Origin of the sequence: Pinirhizobacter soli (assembly GCF_015905305.1) — a bacterium.
GTDB lineage: Bacteria > Pseudomonadota > Gammaproteobacteria > Xanthomonadales > Rhodanobacteraceae > Pinirhizobacter > Pinirhizobacter soli.
In genome coordinates, this window is sequence record NZ_JADZLQ010000001.1 from 82,809 (window position 1) to 96,915 (window position 14,107).

At 61.8% G+C, this 14,107-nt stretch carries 13 protein-coding genes; 5 read left to right on the forward strand and 8 right to left on the reverse strand.

Features of this window, described 5'->3' with window-relative positions:
- Positions 1 to 88: 88 nt before the first annotated feature.
- Positions 89 to 433 carry a carboxymuconolactone decarboxylase family protein gene (locus NDK18_RS00195; RefSeq protein WP_250626722.1) on the forward strand — a complete coding sequence of 115 codons (345 nt, stop codon included), beginning with the start codon at positions 89 to 91 and terminating at the stop codon, positions 431 to 433.
- 24 nt (positions 434 to 457) lie between these two features.
- Positions 458 to 1,468, forward strand: coding sequence for a zinc-dependent alcohol dehydrogenase family protein (locus NDK18_RS00200; RefSeq protein ID WP_250626723.1), 1,011 nt, complete (start codon positions 458 to 460; stop codon positions 1,466 to 1,468).
- Between the two features lie 127 nt (positions 1,469 to 1,595).
- Here the strand turns inward: NDK18_RS00200 and NDK18_RS00205 are convergent, their stop codons facing one another.
- The 5 genes from NDK18_RS00205 to NDK18_RS00225 form a co-directional block, all read right to left on the reverse strand.
- A complete protein-coding gene (locus NDK18_RS00205; protein WP_250623088.1) occupies positions 1,596 to 1,919 on the reverse strand; it encodes a hypothetical protein in 324 nt (107 codons plus the stop codon).
- A 143-nt stretch (positions 1,920 to 2,062) separates the two neighbouring features.
- Entirely contained in the window at positions 2,063 to 3,256 is a 1,194-nt protein-coding gene (locus NDK18_RS00210) for an SGNH/GDSL hydrolase family protein (protein ID WP_250626724.1), read from the reverse strand.
- Complete coding sequence (locus NDK18_RS00215; RefSeq protein ID WP_250626725.1) at positions 3,256 to 5,631, reverse strand: glycosyl hydrolase family 95 catalytic domain-containing protein; 2,376 nt, start codon at positions 5,629 to 5,631, stop codon at positions 3,256 to 3,258. Before NDK18_RS00215 ends, NDK18_RS00210 begins: the two co-directional genes overlap by 1 nt.
- Positions 5,632 to 5,648: 17 nt before the next feature.
- A complete protein-coding gene (locus tag NDK18_RS00220; RefSeq protein ID WP_250626726.1) occupies positions 5,649 to 7,835 on the reverse strand; it encodes an alpha-galactosidase D in 2,187 nt (728 codons plus the stop codon).
- A 184-nt stretch (positions 7,836 to 8,019) separates the two neighbouring features.
- Complete coding sequence (locus NDK18_RS00225; protein ID WP_250623084.1) at positions 8,020 to 8,712, reverse strand: cupin domain-containing protein; 693 nt, start codon at positions 8,710 to 8,712, stop codon at positions 8,020 to 8,022.
- Positions 8,713 to 8,908: 196 nt separating this feature from the next.
- On the opposite strand from NDK18_RS00225, the gene NDK18_RS00230 reads away from it, so the two are divergent.
- From NDK18_RS00230 to NDK18_RS00240, 3 genes are all read left to right on the forward strand, one after another.
- Positions 8,909 to 9,634 carry a hypothetical protein gene (locus tag NDK18_RS00230; RefSeq protein WP_250623083.1) on the forward strand — a complete coding sequence of 242 codons (726 nt, stop codon included), beginning with the start codon at positions 8,909 to 8,911 and terminating at the stop codon, positions 9,632 to 9,634.
- 77 nt (positions 9,635 to 9,711) lie between these two features.
- Positions 9,712 to 10,305 (forward strand): TetR/AcrR family transcriptional regulator, encoded by a 594-nt coding sequence (locus NDK18_RS00235; RefSeq protein ID WP_250633630.1) that lies wholly within the window; start codon positions 9,712 to 9,714, stop codon positions 10,303 to 10,305.
- Positions 10,306 to 10,359: 54 nt separating this feature from the next.
- Complete coding sequence (locus NDK18_RS00240) at positions 10,360 to 11,091, forward strand: SDR family oxidoreductase (RefSeq protein ID WP_250623081.1); 732 nt, start codon at positions 10,360 to 10,362, stop codon at positions 11,089 to 11,091.
- Between the two features lie 11 nt (positions 11,092 to 11,102).
- Here NDK18_RS00240 and NDK18_RS00245 read toward each other — a convergent pair whose 3' ends face one another.
- From NDK18_RS00245 to NDK18_RS00255, 3 genes are read right to left on the reverse strand one after another with little or no spacing between them, the layout of a single operon-like run.
- On the reverse strand, positions 11,103 to 11,606 hold the full coding sequence (locus tag NDK18_RS00245) for a DinB family protein (RefSeq protein WP_250626727.1): 504 nt from the start codon (positions 11,604 to 11,606) through the stop codon (positions 11,103 to 11,105).
- 15 nt (positions 11,607 to 11,621) lie between these two features.
- Positions 11,622 to 11,969, reverse strand: coding sequence for a DHCW motif cupin fold protein (locus tag NDK18_RS00250; protein WP_250626728.1), 348 nt, complete (start codon positions 11,967 to 11,969; stop codon positions 11,622 to 11,624).
- Positions 11,970 to 12,012: 43 nt separating this feature from the next.
- The gene (locus NDK18_RS00255) at positions 12,013 to 14,082 is read right to left on the reverse strand and encodes an alkaline phosphatase D family protein (RefSeq protein WP_250626729.1); all 2,070 of its coding nucleotides are present in this window, start codon (positions 14,080 to 14,082) and stop codon (positions 12,013 to 12,015) included.
- Positions 14,083 to 14,107: the final 25 nt, after the last annotated feature.

Genomic DNA, 14,107 nt, shown 5'->3' on the forward strand with positions numbered 1-14,107 from the left:
TATTCATCGACTCATGATCGTGCGCAACACTTTGCACCACGGTCCAGCGGGCGCTGGCTCGGCAAAATCCTGATCGAAGGACATTCCCATGTTGGATTGGCTGCAATACCGAAAAGAACTGGGCACACGCATCGGCGAATTGGGCAAGCTGACCCCGGATACGCTGGCTGGCTACCAGACGCTTTCGAAGGCGGGCTCGAAGACGGGCCATCTCGATGCGAAAACGCGGGAACTGATTGCATTGGCCGTGTCGGTAACCACTCGCTGCGATGGCTGTATCACCGTGCATACTGGCGAAGCCTTGAAACACGGGGCAACGCGTGAGGAAGTGGCCGAAGCTCTCGGTGTGGCCGTGGCCCTGAACGCCGGAGCGGCGATGGTCTACTCCGCGCGTGTGATGGACGCCATGAACGCCCACGCAAACCCAGCGTAATACATCTCCCATCAGGTACCCATCGTGAGCAACCATTACCCCACCATGCAGGCAGCGGTCGTCGAGACCGTCGAAGGACCGTTCGTGCTGGAAGAGATACCGCGCCCAGTACCAGGCAAGGGCGAGGTGCTGGTGAGGGTTCACGCCAGCGGCATCAACCCGCTGGACCTGAAGATCCGCGCGGGCAAGGCCGATCACGCCAGGCACTCCTTGCCCGCCGTGCTGGGCATCGACCTGGCTGGCGTGGTGGAAGCGGTGGGTGCCGATGTTTCCGGCTTTGCCCAGGGCGATGAGGTCTTCGGCATGACCGGCGGCGTCGGTGGCATTCAAGGCTCCCTGGCGCAGTACGCCGTGGTGGATGCGTCGCTCCTGGCGCACAAACCCGCGGCTCTGGACATGCGCGAAGCAGCGTCGATACCGCTGGCATTCATCACGGCCTGGGAAGGGCTGGTGGATCGCGCGCGGGTGGCCAAGGACATGCGCGTGCTTGTGCATGGTGGCGCCGGCGGCGTGGGGTACATGTCCATCCAGATTGCCCGCGCCATGGGAGCACAGGTGTACAGCACGGTATCGGCTGCCGATTTCGACTTGATAAAGGACCGCGGCGCCACGCCGATCGATCGCCACAAGGAATCGGTGGAGGCCTATGTGGACACCCATACGGGAGGAAGGGGATTCGACCTGGTCGTCGATACCGTGGGCGGCGAAGTGCTCGATGCGTCGTTCAAGGCCATCGCTCGCTTCGGTCATGTCGTAAGTGCGTTGGGCTGGGGCACGCACGCGCTGGCGCCACTTTCATTCCGGGGCGGCACTTATTCCGGCGTGTTCACCCTGTTGCCCCTGCTCACCGGCGAGGGTAGGGCGCATCACGGGCATATCCTTCGCGAAGCCGCACGCCTGGTCGATACCGGCAAGCTGGTAGCGCGGGTCGATGCCACGCCATTTGGCCTGGCCACCGTTGGGGATGCATACCAACACGTGGGCTCGGCGAAGAACGCAGGAAAGGTCGTGGTCAACCTATTCGGAGCCAAGTGATGAAGCCATCCATCGAAATTCGACAAGAGGCGATCGGAGTTCGGCGTCGGCCAATGGGTCCCCCTGGAAGCAGACCAAGTGACGATCCTGGTCGAGACGGAATTCGTCAGGCAATAATGCCCGCCTGTCAAACGTGCCAAGCATGCGCCATATCCACTACTTTTTTGCACTCCGACGCATCCCGCTGATCGCCATCGCTCTCTTTTCGGTGCTGGGAATAAACCTTATCGGCTTCCGCGGAGCCCTTCGCTACAAACTCGGCCAATTTTGGATTCTCGCTGATTGCCCGGCGGAGCCAGATGGTCACTTCCGTCAACTCAGTGGCGGCAACGTGGCATACGACGTCGTTCATGCGGAGTATGTAACCGGCGTCCTTGGCAGCCTGCTCTTGAGCGTCTCCGCAACCGGCCAACCCTAAAATAACCACCATCGAAGCGAGCACGCGTTTCATGGGCGATTCATCCTTAGCTCTCGGAGGACTCCGCAGAGAGCATACGCCGCTGGTAAGCAGAAAGCGCACTACGGTTATTCGCATGCGGTGAACGGCACGCTTGGGTTCCGGATGCGTTGGTAAACGCCAACGAAGACGAGGCCCTAGTGCAGTAACCGCAAGTCCACCGCATTCGCCATCGCCTGCATCCCAGCCGCATTCGGATGCAGGTGGTCACCCGAGTCGTATTCCGGTCGTAGCGCCTGACGATCGGATGGATCGCGCACCGCTCGCTCGAAGTCGACCACGCCGTCGAAGGCGCCACTATGGCGTATCCATCGATTGCAGGCCTGGCGGATCGCTTCCCTGGCGGGGGAGTAATAGCCGGCCCCTTTGAACGGCAACATCGTGCCGCCCACGATGCGGACCCCGGCACCGTGCGCTTTTGCGATCAGTTGCCGATAGCCATCGATCAGCGCTTGGGCGGTCAATGGTGTGTTATCGGGTCCGGCTTCGTTACCGATGTCGTTGATTCCTTCCATCAGGATCACAGTGCGTGCGCCGGCTTGGTCCAGTGCGTCATGGCGGAATCGTTTGATGGCGCTGATGCCCTGGAAGAGATTCGGCACATCGGTCAACACTCGGTTGCCGCCGATGCCGGCGTCGACCACGCCCATCGGATGCTGGTTTTCGGCGAGCCTGCGGGCCAGGTCGTCTGGCCAGCGTGCGTAGGCGCTTTGCGGTGTCTTATAGCCGTCGGTGATCGAATCGCCAAAAGCCACCACGGCGCCGCGGGCGTCGGTGCGCACGTCCAGGCCCGACAAGTAATACCACGACGTGGTTGACTTGCCGTAAGCGGTGTCGTCGACGTCGTCCGCATGATCGGATTCGGCCAGGTAAGTGGTATCGAACGCGTCCGAGTGCCAGGTCGAAGCTTCGGTTGCCTGGGGCAGATAGAGAGAGACCAGCAGGTTCTGACCCGATTCGACGCTCATCGGAATCGGGTCGCTTACGACCTCTGCACCGGCGGGAATGTTGAAAGTAGAGGCCTGGGCAACGGTCACTCCACGCCGCGAATCGGCTACTTCAACCGCTCCATGATCCTGCGTCGCCAGGCTTACCTTGCCCACGAGCAAAGGTGTACTGCTGCGAAGATTGGACAAGTGCAGACGCAGCGACGTGCCGCCAATGCTTGCATGCACCACCATGCGCAGGGTCTGATCGCGGAAGCTGGGGCCGCCCGCACTCATGCTCGGCGACCATGCGGCTACGTAGGGATCACCGATGACCTGGGCCGTCGCTGGCACGATACCAACCATCGCCAACGACAACCCCAGTAGCCAACGCCTGGGGAGCATCAAGACTCCGGCGCAACGGTGATCGACTCGCCCGCCCGCAGTACGATCGTCTTTGACCACTGCCCGTGCTTCAACGTGGTTTTTGTGCCGCCGATGCTATGTACGGTAGCGCTGCTCACATGCGAATCGCGCCATGTCAGGTCGACCCGGAAGCCGCCCCGTGCACCGATTCCCGTGACACGTCCCGCGGCTGCCCATGCCGAGGGCAGGGCGGGCAGCAACTCGATCACCCCGGGGCGCGAATACAAGAGCATTTCCAGCATCGCCGTCGGCGTACCGTAATTGGCATCGATCTGGAAGCAGTCGGTATCCGCAGTCATCTGGTAGAAATCGAAGAAATTCTGCGTTGTACCGTTGTGGTGGTTATGCGCCGGGCTCAAATTGGTCAGCAACAACTGGTAGGCTTTCTCGGGGTTCTTAAGGCGTGCCCAGCATATGGCACGCCAGGCACAACCCCAGCCGTAGCCGACCATGCCACGTGCCTGCAGCAGCTTGGTCACGCCCTCGATCAAGGCCGGCGGACTGCTTGAGGGATGAAGACGGTCGCCGGGGAAGAAGCCGATCAGAGGCGAAAGATGGCGGTGCTCGACCTCGCCAAGGTTGTCCGGTGACATCCATTCTTCCAGCCACCCGTTCTTGTCGCTCACCCTCGGCAGGTATAGCCGTGCCTGCATCTGGGCGATTTTCGCGGCGTAGTCGGCATCGCGGCCGAGCAGGGTGCTTGCCTGTCGATAATTCTCGAACAGATCCCAGACCAGTTCCTGCGAGTAAGTATTGCCCTTGGCGTTCTTCGGGCCTTGCTCTGGCGACCAGTCGGCATCGTCGACCAATACCTCGCGCTTGGATCCCGTGGAGGGGTCCGTCACGCTGATGGTGAGCAACCGCGCTTCCCAGAACTCGCAGGCACCCTTCATCAGTGGGTAGACGCGGGCCAGGTAGTCGTGGTCCATGACATATTGATAGTGCTGCCACAGGCTGTTGCATAGCCATGCGCTGCCCGTCGGATGCCACCACCAGCCGTTGCCGCCATGGATATTGGTGGAGATCGCCACCGTCCAGCCGGCAAGCTTGCCCGAGCTGTTGCGAAACCCGTTGCTGGGATCGTTGAAGAAGCGGTGGGTGATCGCCGTCCATGATTCGACCTGGTCCAGGCAATAGTTCGCCATCGCATCGAAGCATGAGGATAGTCCGGCCCGGTCCGGCAGCCAGTAGTTCATTTGCAGGTTGACGTCGTTGTGGTAGTCGGCCATCCACGGCGGATCGTTATCGCCCAGCCACAACCCCTGCAGGCCCGTAGGCAGTTTGTCGCGGGAGCCTGCGATGGTGAGATAACGGCCGAACTGCAGGTAGCTCGCCTCGAGCTCCGGATCGGCGGTTGAATTGGTTTGCGCGCGCGCCTGCAGGCGCTTCCACGTATCCATGGCGCGCTGTTCATCGCTCGATGCGCCGAAGTCCACGCTCATCGTGTCGAACAATCCGCGATGGTCCGCCATGTGGGTGTGCAACAGCACGGCTGCCGAAACCTTGGCCGCTGCCTCGACTTTCTCACGCGATCGGACCAATGGATCCAGTGCCTGGTCCCGGTAGCCGGTAGCCAGGTGCGGCGCGTAGTTGGTGCCACCGCAGAAGATCACGGTCAGGCTTTCGCAACCATCGAAGCGCAGTGTCGAGCCATGGGCGCTCACCGTACCCGACGAGGCCATGGCCTTCACCTGAGCCCCGTACTTCAAGCCATTTTCGAGCTTGCCGTCAAAACGCAGATTCGCGCCATCGCCTTGATTGGCCTCCCCGTGGGTGCCGAGCAGTTCAATGCTTCCGCCGTGCTTGCCCCCGCCGCTCTGCGACAGGTGCACCACCACCACATCGTCTGGATGGCTGGCGAAGATCTCGCGCACGTACCGGACATTTCCCTTGCGGTAGGAAATACGGATGTAGCCCTGGGCCAGATCCAGCTCACGCCGATAGTCCGTGATGTTCGCAAACTCGTGGCCTTCGACGGCGACGTACAACTTCGCCAGCATTGTCAGGCCACCGAAATCCGCCGTGGTGTAGTTGAACTGACCCTCTTTATCCAGTTTGTCATTGAGGCCGCCGAGCCACATCGAGCCGTCGGTAAGGTAGAGAAAATCGCGTGCGGGATCCCCGCCCACCAGGGCGCCCAGTCGGCCGTTACCGATGGGCAGGCCCTCGCGAAGCACATTCGCCTCGACGGCTGGTGAGTCGTACCAAAGGCTGGTCTTGCCGATGGAACCGGGGGCAGGGGAGCCTCGCGGTCGTCGCACCGGTCCGGGTGCGGCAAACACCGGCAAACCCATGAGCGGCAACATGGCCGAGAGGGCGCCGGCCCCTTTCAGGAACCGGCGACGGGCGTGCATATCCGGGCGTCGTTGACTCACTGTCTTCCACACGTCTGGGTTGAATTGTCGAACGACCACGGCGAGTCGACCAGCGGCGCCACCACGATACGATCCAGGTCCGGCGCATAGCCAGTAGCGTTGCCGAACCCGATGGTGTTCACCCCAGCTTTCAGGACTACCTGGATCACCTTCGGCACCGGATCATCGAACGTGCTTCCGTCCAGGTCCAGCGAACGCGGCGAGCGGCCGTTGACGGTCATCACCAAGGTGCGCACACCGCTGGTGAAGTAGTCGATCTCCAGTTGGTACACGCCTGCCGACGGCACGGTGACATTGCTGAAGGTCACGGTGTTCGCTGCGCCGCCGCCGATATTGCCGGCCTTGGAAAGCCCCGAAGCATAGTTGCTGAAGCCCGCGGTCACCGTGCCGGCCAGCGTGGCAGCTTCCGCCTCGTAAGTAGTGGTGGTTGGCAACGGTGTATCGCCATTGCCGCTGACCACGATGCGATCAAGGTCCGGTGGGTAGCTGGTGGGGTTACCGAATTGAATGGCGTTGAAGCCCGCCTTCAGGCATACCGGCACGGTGCTCGCCGAAGGCAATTGGAAGCTTGCTCCACCGGAATTGAAGGTCTGGAACCGGCCGTCGCCGACCTTGTACAGGTAGGAACGCAAGCCCAACACCATCGAGTTGATCTGCATCTGGTAGATGCCGGTACGACGCACATAGACATTGTTGAAGGTCACCGTGTTGCCAGCGCCCAGCCCCAGGCCGCCGACCTTGTTACCGCCCGAACAGCCGGCGCATCCGTATACGGCTGCGGAACCTGCCAGCGTGGCGGCTTCGGCTTCGTAACTGGCCGAGGGCGCCGGCGGGGCATGGCCCACGGTGGGCCAGACCTTCAGCAACTGCACGCCATGGCCTTCCAGGCGCGTGCTGTATTCGCCCACCGATCGCCCCAATTCCCGGTGGGTCCACAGGTCGCGCATCTGTCGCGCACCAAGAAGCCCGAGCTGGCGCCACGGCAAGGTGGCCATGGTCGGCGTTGCATTCATGTTGAACAACGCCACGACATAGCTGCCGTCGCCCTGGTCGGAAACCCACACCTGTTGATCGCCACCGATGACCTGCTTCGCCGGCTTGCCGGACTGATTCACGGCAAGTACTTCATCGTTGGTCGCCAACTGCTTGCCAAAAGGATCGAGCTTGGTAAGGTCGCCACCGAGGTAAATCGGGGCATTGGCGATCGACCACAGCGTCATGGCCGAACGTTTCTCGTCGTTGGTCAGGCCGTCCAGGGCGCCATCGCCGATATCGAGTGAGTCAAGGTCGTTCCAGCCCAGCTTGGGGCCCGCTGCGTCCTGCCACGCGGGCAGGTCCCTGAAACGTTTATAGATACGCGGCCAGTCGGTCAGCGTGGCGCAACGCCCTTCGCATTCCACGTCGTCGTCGATGCGGCGTGCGTTGGAGAATTGCTGCCAGGTGCCAAGGTAGTCCTGGTCCAGCGCCCATGAAACCGTCAACCAGATCGGGCGCCCGCTCTTGGCGATCGCCTTGGACCAGGCCTGCACGTCGGCCAGGTTGTTGATGCTCAGGTCGTCAGTGTAGGAACCGGGCGATACACCATCGAGCTTGATGAAATCCACGCCCCAGGATGCGTACAGGGCCACCACGGAATCCATGTATTCCTGGGCGCCTGGCTTGGAGAAGTCGATCTTGTAGTGGTACGGCGACGTCGAATTGGGCGTACCGAAGGCATTGCCGGCGGTGTAGGGCACCGCCAGGATGTCCTGGATGTGGTACGGCGTGCCCAGGATCGGCGAGTTGGCCAGCACCGCCGGCTCCTCGACACCGGGGATCCAGTAGATGCCCGCTTTCTGGCCGTTGTGGTGGATGTGGTCGATCAAGGCCTTGATGTCGGGGAACTTGACCGTGTCCGGAATGGGCCGCCCATTGGCATCGAAACTGCCTTGCCAGCCGGAATCCATGTTGATGTAGTTGTAGCCATGGGCGCCGAGGCCCGACGAGACCATGGCGTCGGACTGCTTGATGACGTTGGCCTGGGTGAAGAAGTCGTTGTCGATCGTCTGCTGGCTGAAGGTGCTCCAGCCCAGATAAGGCCTTTGCGCTACGCCGTTGACTTGCGCGCCGGCCACCGAGGCCACGGCGAGAAGTCCACAAGCCAGCGCACAGCGCGGCAACAGGGACCTGATATTGGCATCCATCGAGACTAACCCCTTGAGCGGTATTTACCGTGGGAATGGACGCTCATCGATACGCAGCAGCGCCCGGCGTGGCGACGTCATATAATATGACAATTGGAAAGTACGCCCAGGCGTTTACCGGAGTCAAGGCCGTTCAACGATGAACAGGTCACAGTTCTGGTGGATTACTTCAAGCGAGGGCCGCTCATTCCAGGCACAGGCCCTTCGGTTGCCAATTCGGATTCCGGATGACGACCGGCTGCGTGGCGTCATGTAGCACCAGAACCAGCGCCCGCCGCGTCTTGTCGCCTGCGCCGTAGAGTTTCATCGGAATGCCGCCGGCCACGGCCTGGCCTTCGCCGGCTTTCAGGGTCTTCGTGCCGCTTGGCGTCTCCAGGCATTGCGCGCCTTCGACGACATAGAAGACCTCGGGGCCGGCATGGCTATGCGGCATGGAATCCATGTTCGCGTCCGTCGTCGCCACCATGAAGGTGGCAGTTTGCGGACCGCCGGTCAGGGGCGTGAACGGGCCAATGGAGGCAACGTGCTGTCCGCCCTTGGGACGCCAGTGTTCGTCCGCGACGGTCAGCAGCCAGGTGCGGCCATAAGCTTCCATCACGCTGCCGTTCGCGCTGCGGGCGGCGCGGGCCGCGGCAGTGTCGGCGAACGTATCCAGATGCCAGTAGAGCTGACCGGCTGGCAGGGCGGCCATCGCTTCCTGCACGACAATGTAGCAACCGATGTCGCCCACCCGGTGCGCGCCAAGTGGCTGGCAGCCGTTCGGCACCATGGTGCGATGATCGTGCCGCGGCGCACTGCCGGCCGCCTGTTGCGCCACACAGGGCACAGCCGCCAGATTCGCAAGAGCAAGGATTGCAAGAGAGAGGTTCAGGCGCATCGTTCGTACTCCCTGGAATGGTTTACGGCAATGGGGTGTTGCATGTTTTGCCGGATACACCACCAACAGTAGCAACAGCTGGCCCAACGTCAGCGCCTACTTTCGATATAGGGCGTCTGGTTGGCATGTTTCTGCGCCTGGAGACAATCGTGTCGGTTACGATTCTCCCGGGGTGCTACTACAACGGGGAAGGGTAATGACCAGCATTGACGCGACCGCTCGCGCCGTTTCCAGGACGCGACCGGCGTTCTATCTGATCCTGTCGCTAGTGATGGCCGCCGTGATCATTGGGGGTTTCTCCCGCACGGTTCCAGATGACTTCCGTGCGTCACCAAGCCTGCCTGTGCTTCTTTTTATCCACGGCGCGGTCTTTTCGTCGTGGGTCGTGCTGCTGGTGGTCCAGCCGATGCTGGTCTTTCGCGGATCCATCCGGCTTCATCGACGCCTGGGCATCGCGGGCGCGGTCCTTGCCGCAGCCATGGTGGTCATGGCCTTGACCGCGACTTACCTCTCCATACACGACAACCTGGTGCCGTCATTTTTTCCGCCGGCCATCTTCCTGGCCATGAACACCCTTGGCATCATCGTGTTCGGCGCACTGGTGACGGCGGGTGTAAAACTTCGCCGCAAGGCCGACTGGCATCGCCGGCTGATGATATGCGCCACGGTATCGATCCTCGGGCCTGGCGTGGGTCGGCTGCTACCGATGGACTCGTTCGGGCGTGCCGCACCGTTGGTGATGTTCGGGGTGATCATGCTGTTCGCCCTCGCAGGACCTGCGTATGACCTGTTCACGCGACGCCGGGTGCATGCGGCCTACCTATGGGGCGTTGGGATCATCATGATCAGCATGCTGATTACCGGGCCGGTCGCGTTCTCGCCGCCGACCCAGGCGTTGCTGGCGTGGATTCATTCGACATAGTTCGGCGCTGCCTCGACAAAAACGCAGGCAAATCCAAGGTTCTTGACTGAATAGTCAACATAGCTGACAATCCCTCCATGGGAAGACCTTCTGAATTTGACCGCGAGACCGTGCTACGAAAGGCGGCGTCGGTGTTTTGGGCCAAAGGGTACGCAGCCACGTCGACGGAAGAGCTGGTTTCGGCCATGGGGATCGGTCGTCAAAGCATCTATAACGCCTTTGGCGACAAGTGGCGTCTGTATCTTGAAGCGCTGACGGACTACCAGCAACGCTCGACCTCAGCGCACATCCGGCGCTTGCAAGGTCCCGCCTTGGCGGTGCAGGGCATCCAGGACATGCTCGATGGCCTCGTCGACGACGATGACGCAGTGCGCGCGCTTGGCTGCATGGGAGTGGGCTCCGCTTGCGAGTTCGGTGCCACAGAACCTCAGTTATTCGACCTGCGCGCCAAGGCTTCCGCCCACCTGAGGGACAAGCTGGTCAAGCGCTTGCGGGAAGGCAAGACCGCAGGCCAGCTGGATACCAAGCTCAACGTTCAGCAGACCGCCGACTTTCTACTGATGACCATGACCGGCATCCAGCTGGCCGCACGTAGCGGGGCCAAGGCAGCCGATCTTCGCCAGCTTGGCCGGTTCACGGTCGAACGGATCAAAGCTTCGCCGAGTTTGTAAACAGAGCCCCTTTTTTTCCCTAGTTCTTGATCAATCGATCAATAAGGAGTCTATATGAGTGAGAAACGTGAGCGAGTCGCCCTGGTATTTGGAGGCTCCAGGGGCATCGGTGCGGCCGCCGTTCGCCGGCTTGCGCGGGATGGGCTCGCCGTGGCGTTTACCTATGTCTCCCGCGCTGACAGCGCAAAGGAGGTCGCCGCCTCCATTGTCGCCCTGGGCGGGGCGGCCCTGGCCATCCAGGCCGACAGCGCCGACCCGATCGCCATCCGTGCAGCGGTGGACAGCACGCTCGCCCATTTTGGTCGGCTCGATGTGGTGGTTGTGAACGCCGGGTTGCTCCGCCTGGGCGATATAGCATCGTTCCAGACCGAAGACCTGGACCAGTTGTTGGCCGTCAATGTCCGGGGCGTCTATTTGGCCATCCAGGCCGCCGTGACACAGATGGGCGACAACGGCCGGGTGATCACGATAGGCAGCAATAGCGCCGTGCGCCCGTTAACCCCGATCGGCACGGTGTATGGGATGACCAAGGCCGCGGTGGCCGCCATGGTGAAGGGACTGGCGCTGGATTTGGCGCCACGCGGCATCCGCGTCAATAACATCCAGCCAGGCCCGATCGAGACCGATATGACGGTTGATCACATCGAACACATCAAGGGCATGGTTCCGCTGGGTCAGGTGGGCCAACCCCACGATGTCGCGGAGCTCGTGTCATACCTGGCGGGCGATGGTTCTCGTTACATGACGGGCGCCAGCCTCACATTGGACGGCGGCATGTCGCTCTGACGCGTGAGCGCTCACACCCCGTGAGCACGGTTCTCTCGAAGGAATACCGGAAGATCGGTAGTAGGTGGGAATACGGCGCAATGGTAGAGCATGTCTGCTACATGGCCGCGGTGATAGGTTGTGTGATTGACCACATGCAGCAAGATGTCACCACGCGACATCGCACCATCACCGCCACCAATGAACTCGAACTCGACGATCCGACCCAACGTTTCAGTATTCAGTGCATCGGCATAGGTCACATACCAGGCATCCATGGCGAGTTGCATTTGGTGCAAAACGTCAAACGACGGCGGGTTGTCGGGATTGCGAGTGGTATAGCCGTGCGCCTCGCCCAGCAGATGCGCCTGCCATACTCGATCCATGGCATAGGAGTGATGGAGCGTGCGGAGCATATTGCCGAAGAGGATGGGCTGCGGAGCAACAAGCTGTTCTTCGGAAAGTTGCGCAATCCTCGCCAGGAAGACTTCGTCAGCCCAGGCCTTGTAGCGCATCATGGTTTTTACGTCGCTCATGGTTGATGGTGTTCCTCAATCGACAATAAAGAGCTTCGCGCCAAGCTCGGTCTGAGAGCGGTGGGGCTCGGCGTTGTCCGCAACCTGGTAGCTCATGCCCGGCTTGAGAACGAATGTCCGACCGTCCTCAAGCTCGGTATGAAGTTCGCCTTCAAGGCAGAAAAGGATATGACCTTTGACGCACCAATGGTCTGCGAAATAGCCTGGCGTGTATTCAACCATGCGTACGCGGATGGCTCCAAAGTTCTGTGTGCTCCAATAGGCGCACCCGCGCTCGCCCTTGTGTTCCGTTCGCTCGATTGTTGACCAGTCAGTGGTACCGAATGGAATGCCTGAAATTTGCACGGGTTTCTCTTCCTTCATGCTAAGCGTCGGGTAGGGCTATCACTGCCGGAAAGCGTGGCACTTACACCGAAAACGGAGCATCGCCTTCCAGCATTCTCTGCTCCATCTTCGGTCGCTCGCCTTTCTTCCAGGCAGGCGTGCGATGCACCACGCGATAGCGGAGCGGCCCGCCATCGTTGCCGCTGGCACGTTCGATGGGCCGCTGGATGCAGACGAACTCGGTTTCGAGCGCGTCCCGGCTCGCCTTCACCACGGCATAGCCATGGCCACCCATATCGACGAAGGAGACATGGGGCGCGTTGTCCGGGTTCGATGCCGCTCGTGCCTTGGCCATATCGGCGCTCTTGGCGTACTCGAGGCAACTGCGGACGCCGTGGTGCAACAACATGTTCACGGCCGGCCCAGGCTTGGCCGTACCTGCATTATCGGCAAGGAACAACGGGCGCAAAGGATGTTCCTTGGCGAAGTTGTGCTCCATGGCCTCGACCATCCCCGGTGCCGAGATCGACCCGACCACGAAGGCCACGCCGACGGGCTCGAATTTCTGCGGCGGTAACGCCTTGGCGGCCAGGCCTGCCCAGAAGCTGTGCCGGTCGCCGGCGACCGTGGCGAAACCCGTGATGCCTTCGCGTTCGACGAAATCATAGATCTCGGCCCGCTCCACGTACGCGCTGCTGTGATCTCCGCCGCCGAAGCCGGCATAGCCAGCGCCCGGCCAAGGCTTGGTAAGGCCGGTCGGCAGGTTCTGTGGATCGGCACGCATGTCCAGCGTGGCCGTGGTATTGCCCCATATCTTCCAGGTGGCCTTCGACGCCTTCAGCTGCTGCAGGAACCACGCCTGTTGGGTGGCGCCGAGGATCACCTTGCGCGGCTTGTCGCGAGTGAAGTTGGGCAGGTCCTGGTCGCCCCAGCGGATCGTCGCCGGCGGCTTGCCCTGGTTGTAGCTGCGCCCGGCATCGAGGATCTCCTGCGCCTCCTGCGGCACGAGCTGGGGAAATTCCTTGGCTGTGAAAGCATCCGCCTCGGCGAGGTCGAGCGGATCTTCCGAGCGGTAGCTGCGCTGGTCGGTGATGATCAGGTCGACATTCGCGCCCCAGCGCAGGGTGCGGTAACCGGTAAGACTGGCCAGGGCGGCGAGGTTGTTGGGCTCCTGGCCCATTCCGGCGTCGTCGAAGTGATCGATCGGCGTATCCACCACATGCGGCGGGTTGAACTGGTCGCGCGAGCCGCTCGGTGTCTTGATCCGTGCTGGATGCACTTCGAACCATGCCTGGTTGGCGGCCACCTTGCGTGTCTGGCGGGCGTAGTTCTTGCCGTCGAAGCGCTGCTGGCTCTGCCATCCCTGCCAGCTGAATTCGTGGTTGTCCCACATGGCGACGAACGGGAAACGGGCGCGTGCGTCCTGGATATCCGGATCGTGCAGGTAGGCGTGGTAGACGGCGCGATAATCGTCCACCGTGGTGGGAATATGGAAATCGGCGATCTTCTCGCCGTGTGCATAACGCACGATGTCGCGGATGCGCCGGTCGTACATACCCTTGGACCGGTCCTCGGGATACCAGACGATCTCGTAGATGAAGTCGCCCAGGTGCAGGACGAACCCAAGGCGATCCCCGGGCGCGGCGCGCTCGTCTTCGAAGATCATGCGGCGGTAGGCGTTCTGCGCACCGAAGTTGGCGTTCTGGCAGGAGACGAAGGCAAAGCGGACAGGGCGGTTGTCACCCTCCGCAGGCGCGGTAAGCGTACGGCCGACGCGGCTGCCATTGCCTTCGGCATCGGTGAATCGATACCAGTACTCGTGTGCCGGTTTCAGGCCGCCGATCAGCGCCCGGCAGGTCCAATCCGCGGCACTGGATACCCTGGCCACGCCATGGGCGACCACGCGCTGGAAGGCGGGATCTTCCGCCACTTCGACGTTGAGCGCGGCGACCTTGCCTGGATCCTTCAGCGGGTAGCGCGTCCACAGCATCACGCCATCAGCGGTGGGATCGCCCGAGGCGACACCTTCAGGGTACAGATCACGGCGTTCGCGCCAGGGGACGCGCGAGCGGGCATGCAGCGGCGTCCCCACGATGGCGGCAGCGCCAAAGGCGGCGGCCATGGCGAGGAACTGGCGTCGGGTAAGTTGCATCGGCAGGGCGTCCCCGTGGCTTCGG

What these genes read in the sequence shown, in the direction of transcription:
- NDK18_RS00255 (WP_250626729.1), bottom strand. Translation starts at nt 14,082, where the DNA reads ATGCAACTTACCCGACGCCAGTTCCTCGCCATGGCCGCCGCCTTTGGC.
- NDK18_RS00245 (WP_250626727.1), bottom strand. Translation starts at nt 11,606, where the DNA reads ATGAGCGACGTAAAAACCATGATGCGCTACAAGGCCTGGGCTGACGAA.
- NDK18_RS00205 (WP_250623088.1), bottom strand. Translation starts at nt 1,919, where the DNA reads ATGAAACGCGTGCTCGCTTCGATGGTGGTTATTTTAGGGTTGGCCGGT.
- NDK18_RS00240 (WP_250623081.1), top strand. Translation starts at nt 10,360, where the DNA reads ATGAGTGAGAAACGTGAGCGAGTCGCCCTGGTATTTGGAGGCTCCAGG.
- NDK18_RS00195 (WP_250626722.1), top strand. Translation starts at nt 89, where the DNA reads ATGTTGGATTGGCTGCAATACCGAAAAGAACTGGGCACACGCATCGGC.
- NDK18_RS00235 (WP_250633630.1), top strand. Translation starts at nt 9,712, where the DNA reads ATGGGAAGACCTTCTGAATTTGACCGCGAGACCGTGCTACGAAAGGCG.
- NDK18_RS00210 (WP_250626724.1), bottom strand. Translation starts at nt 3,256, where the DNA reads ATGCTCCCCAGGCGTTGGCTACTGGGGTTGTCGTTGGCGATGGTTGGT.
- NDK18_RS00230 (WP_250623083.1), top strand. Translation starts at nt 8,909, where the DNA reads ATGACCAGCATTGACGCGACCGCTCGCGCCGTTTCCAGGACGCGACCG.
- NDK18_RS00225 (WP_250623084.1), bottom strand. Translation starts at nt 8,712, where the DNA reads ATGCGCCTGAACCTCTCTCTTGCAATCCTTGCTCTTGCGAATCTGGCG.
- NDK18_RS00250 (WP_250626728.1), bottom strand. Translation starts at nt 11,969, where the DNA reads ATGAAGGAAGAGAAACCCGTGCAAATTTCAGGCATTCCATTCGGTACC.
- NDK18_RS00215 (WP_250626725.1), bottom strand. Translation starts at nt 5,631, where the DNA reads ATGCACGCCCGTCGCCGGTTCCTGAAAGGGGCCGGCGCCCTCTCGGCC.
- NDK18_RS00220 (WP_250626726.1), bottom strand. Translation starts at nt 7,835, where the DNA reads ATGGATGCCAATATCAGGTCCCTGTTGCCGCGCTGTGCGCTGGCTTGT.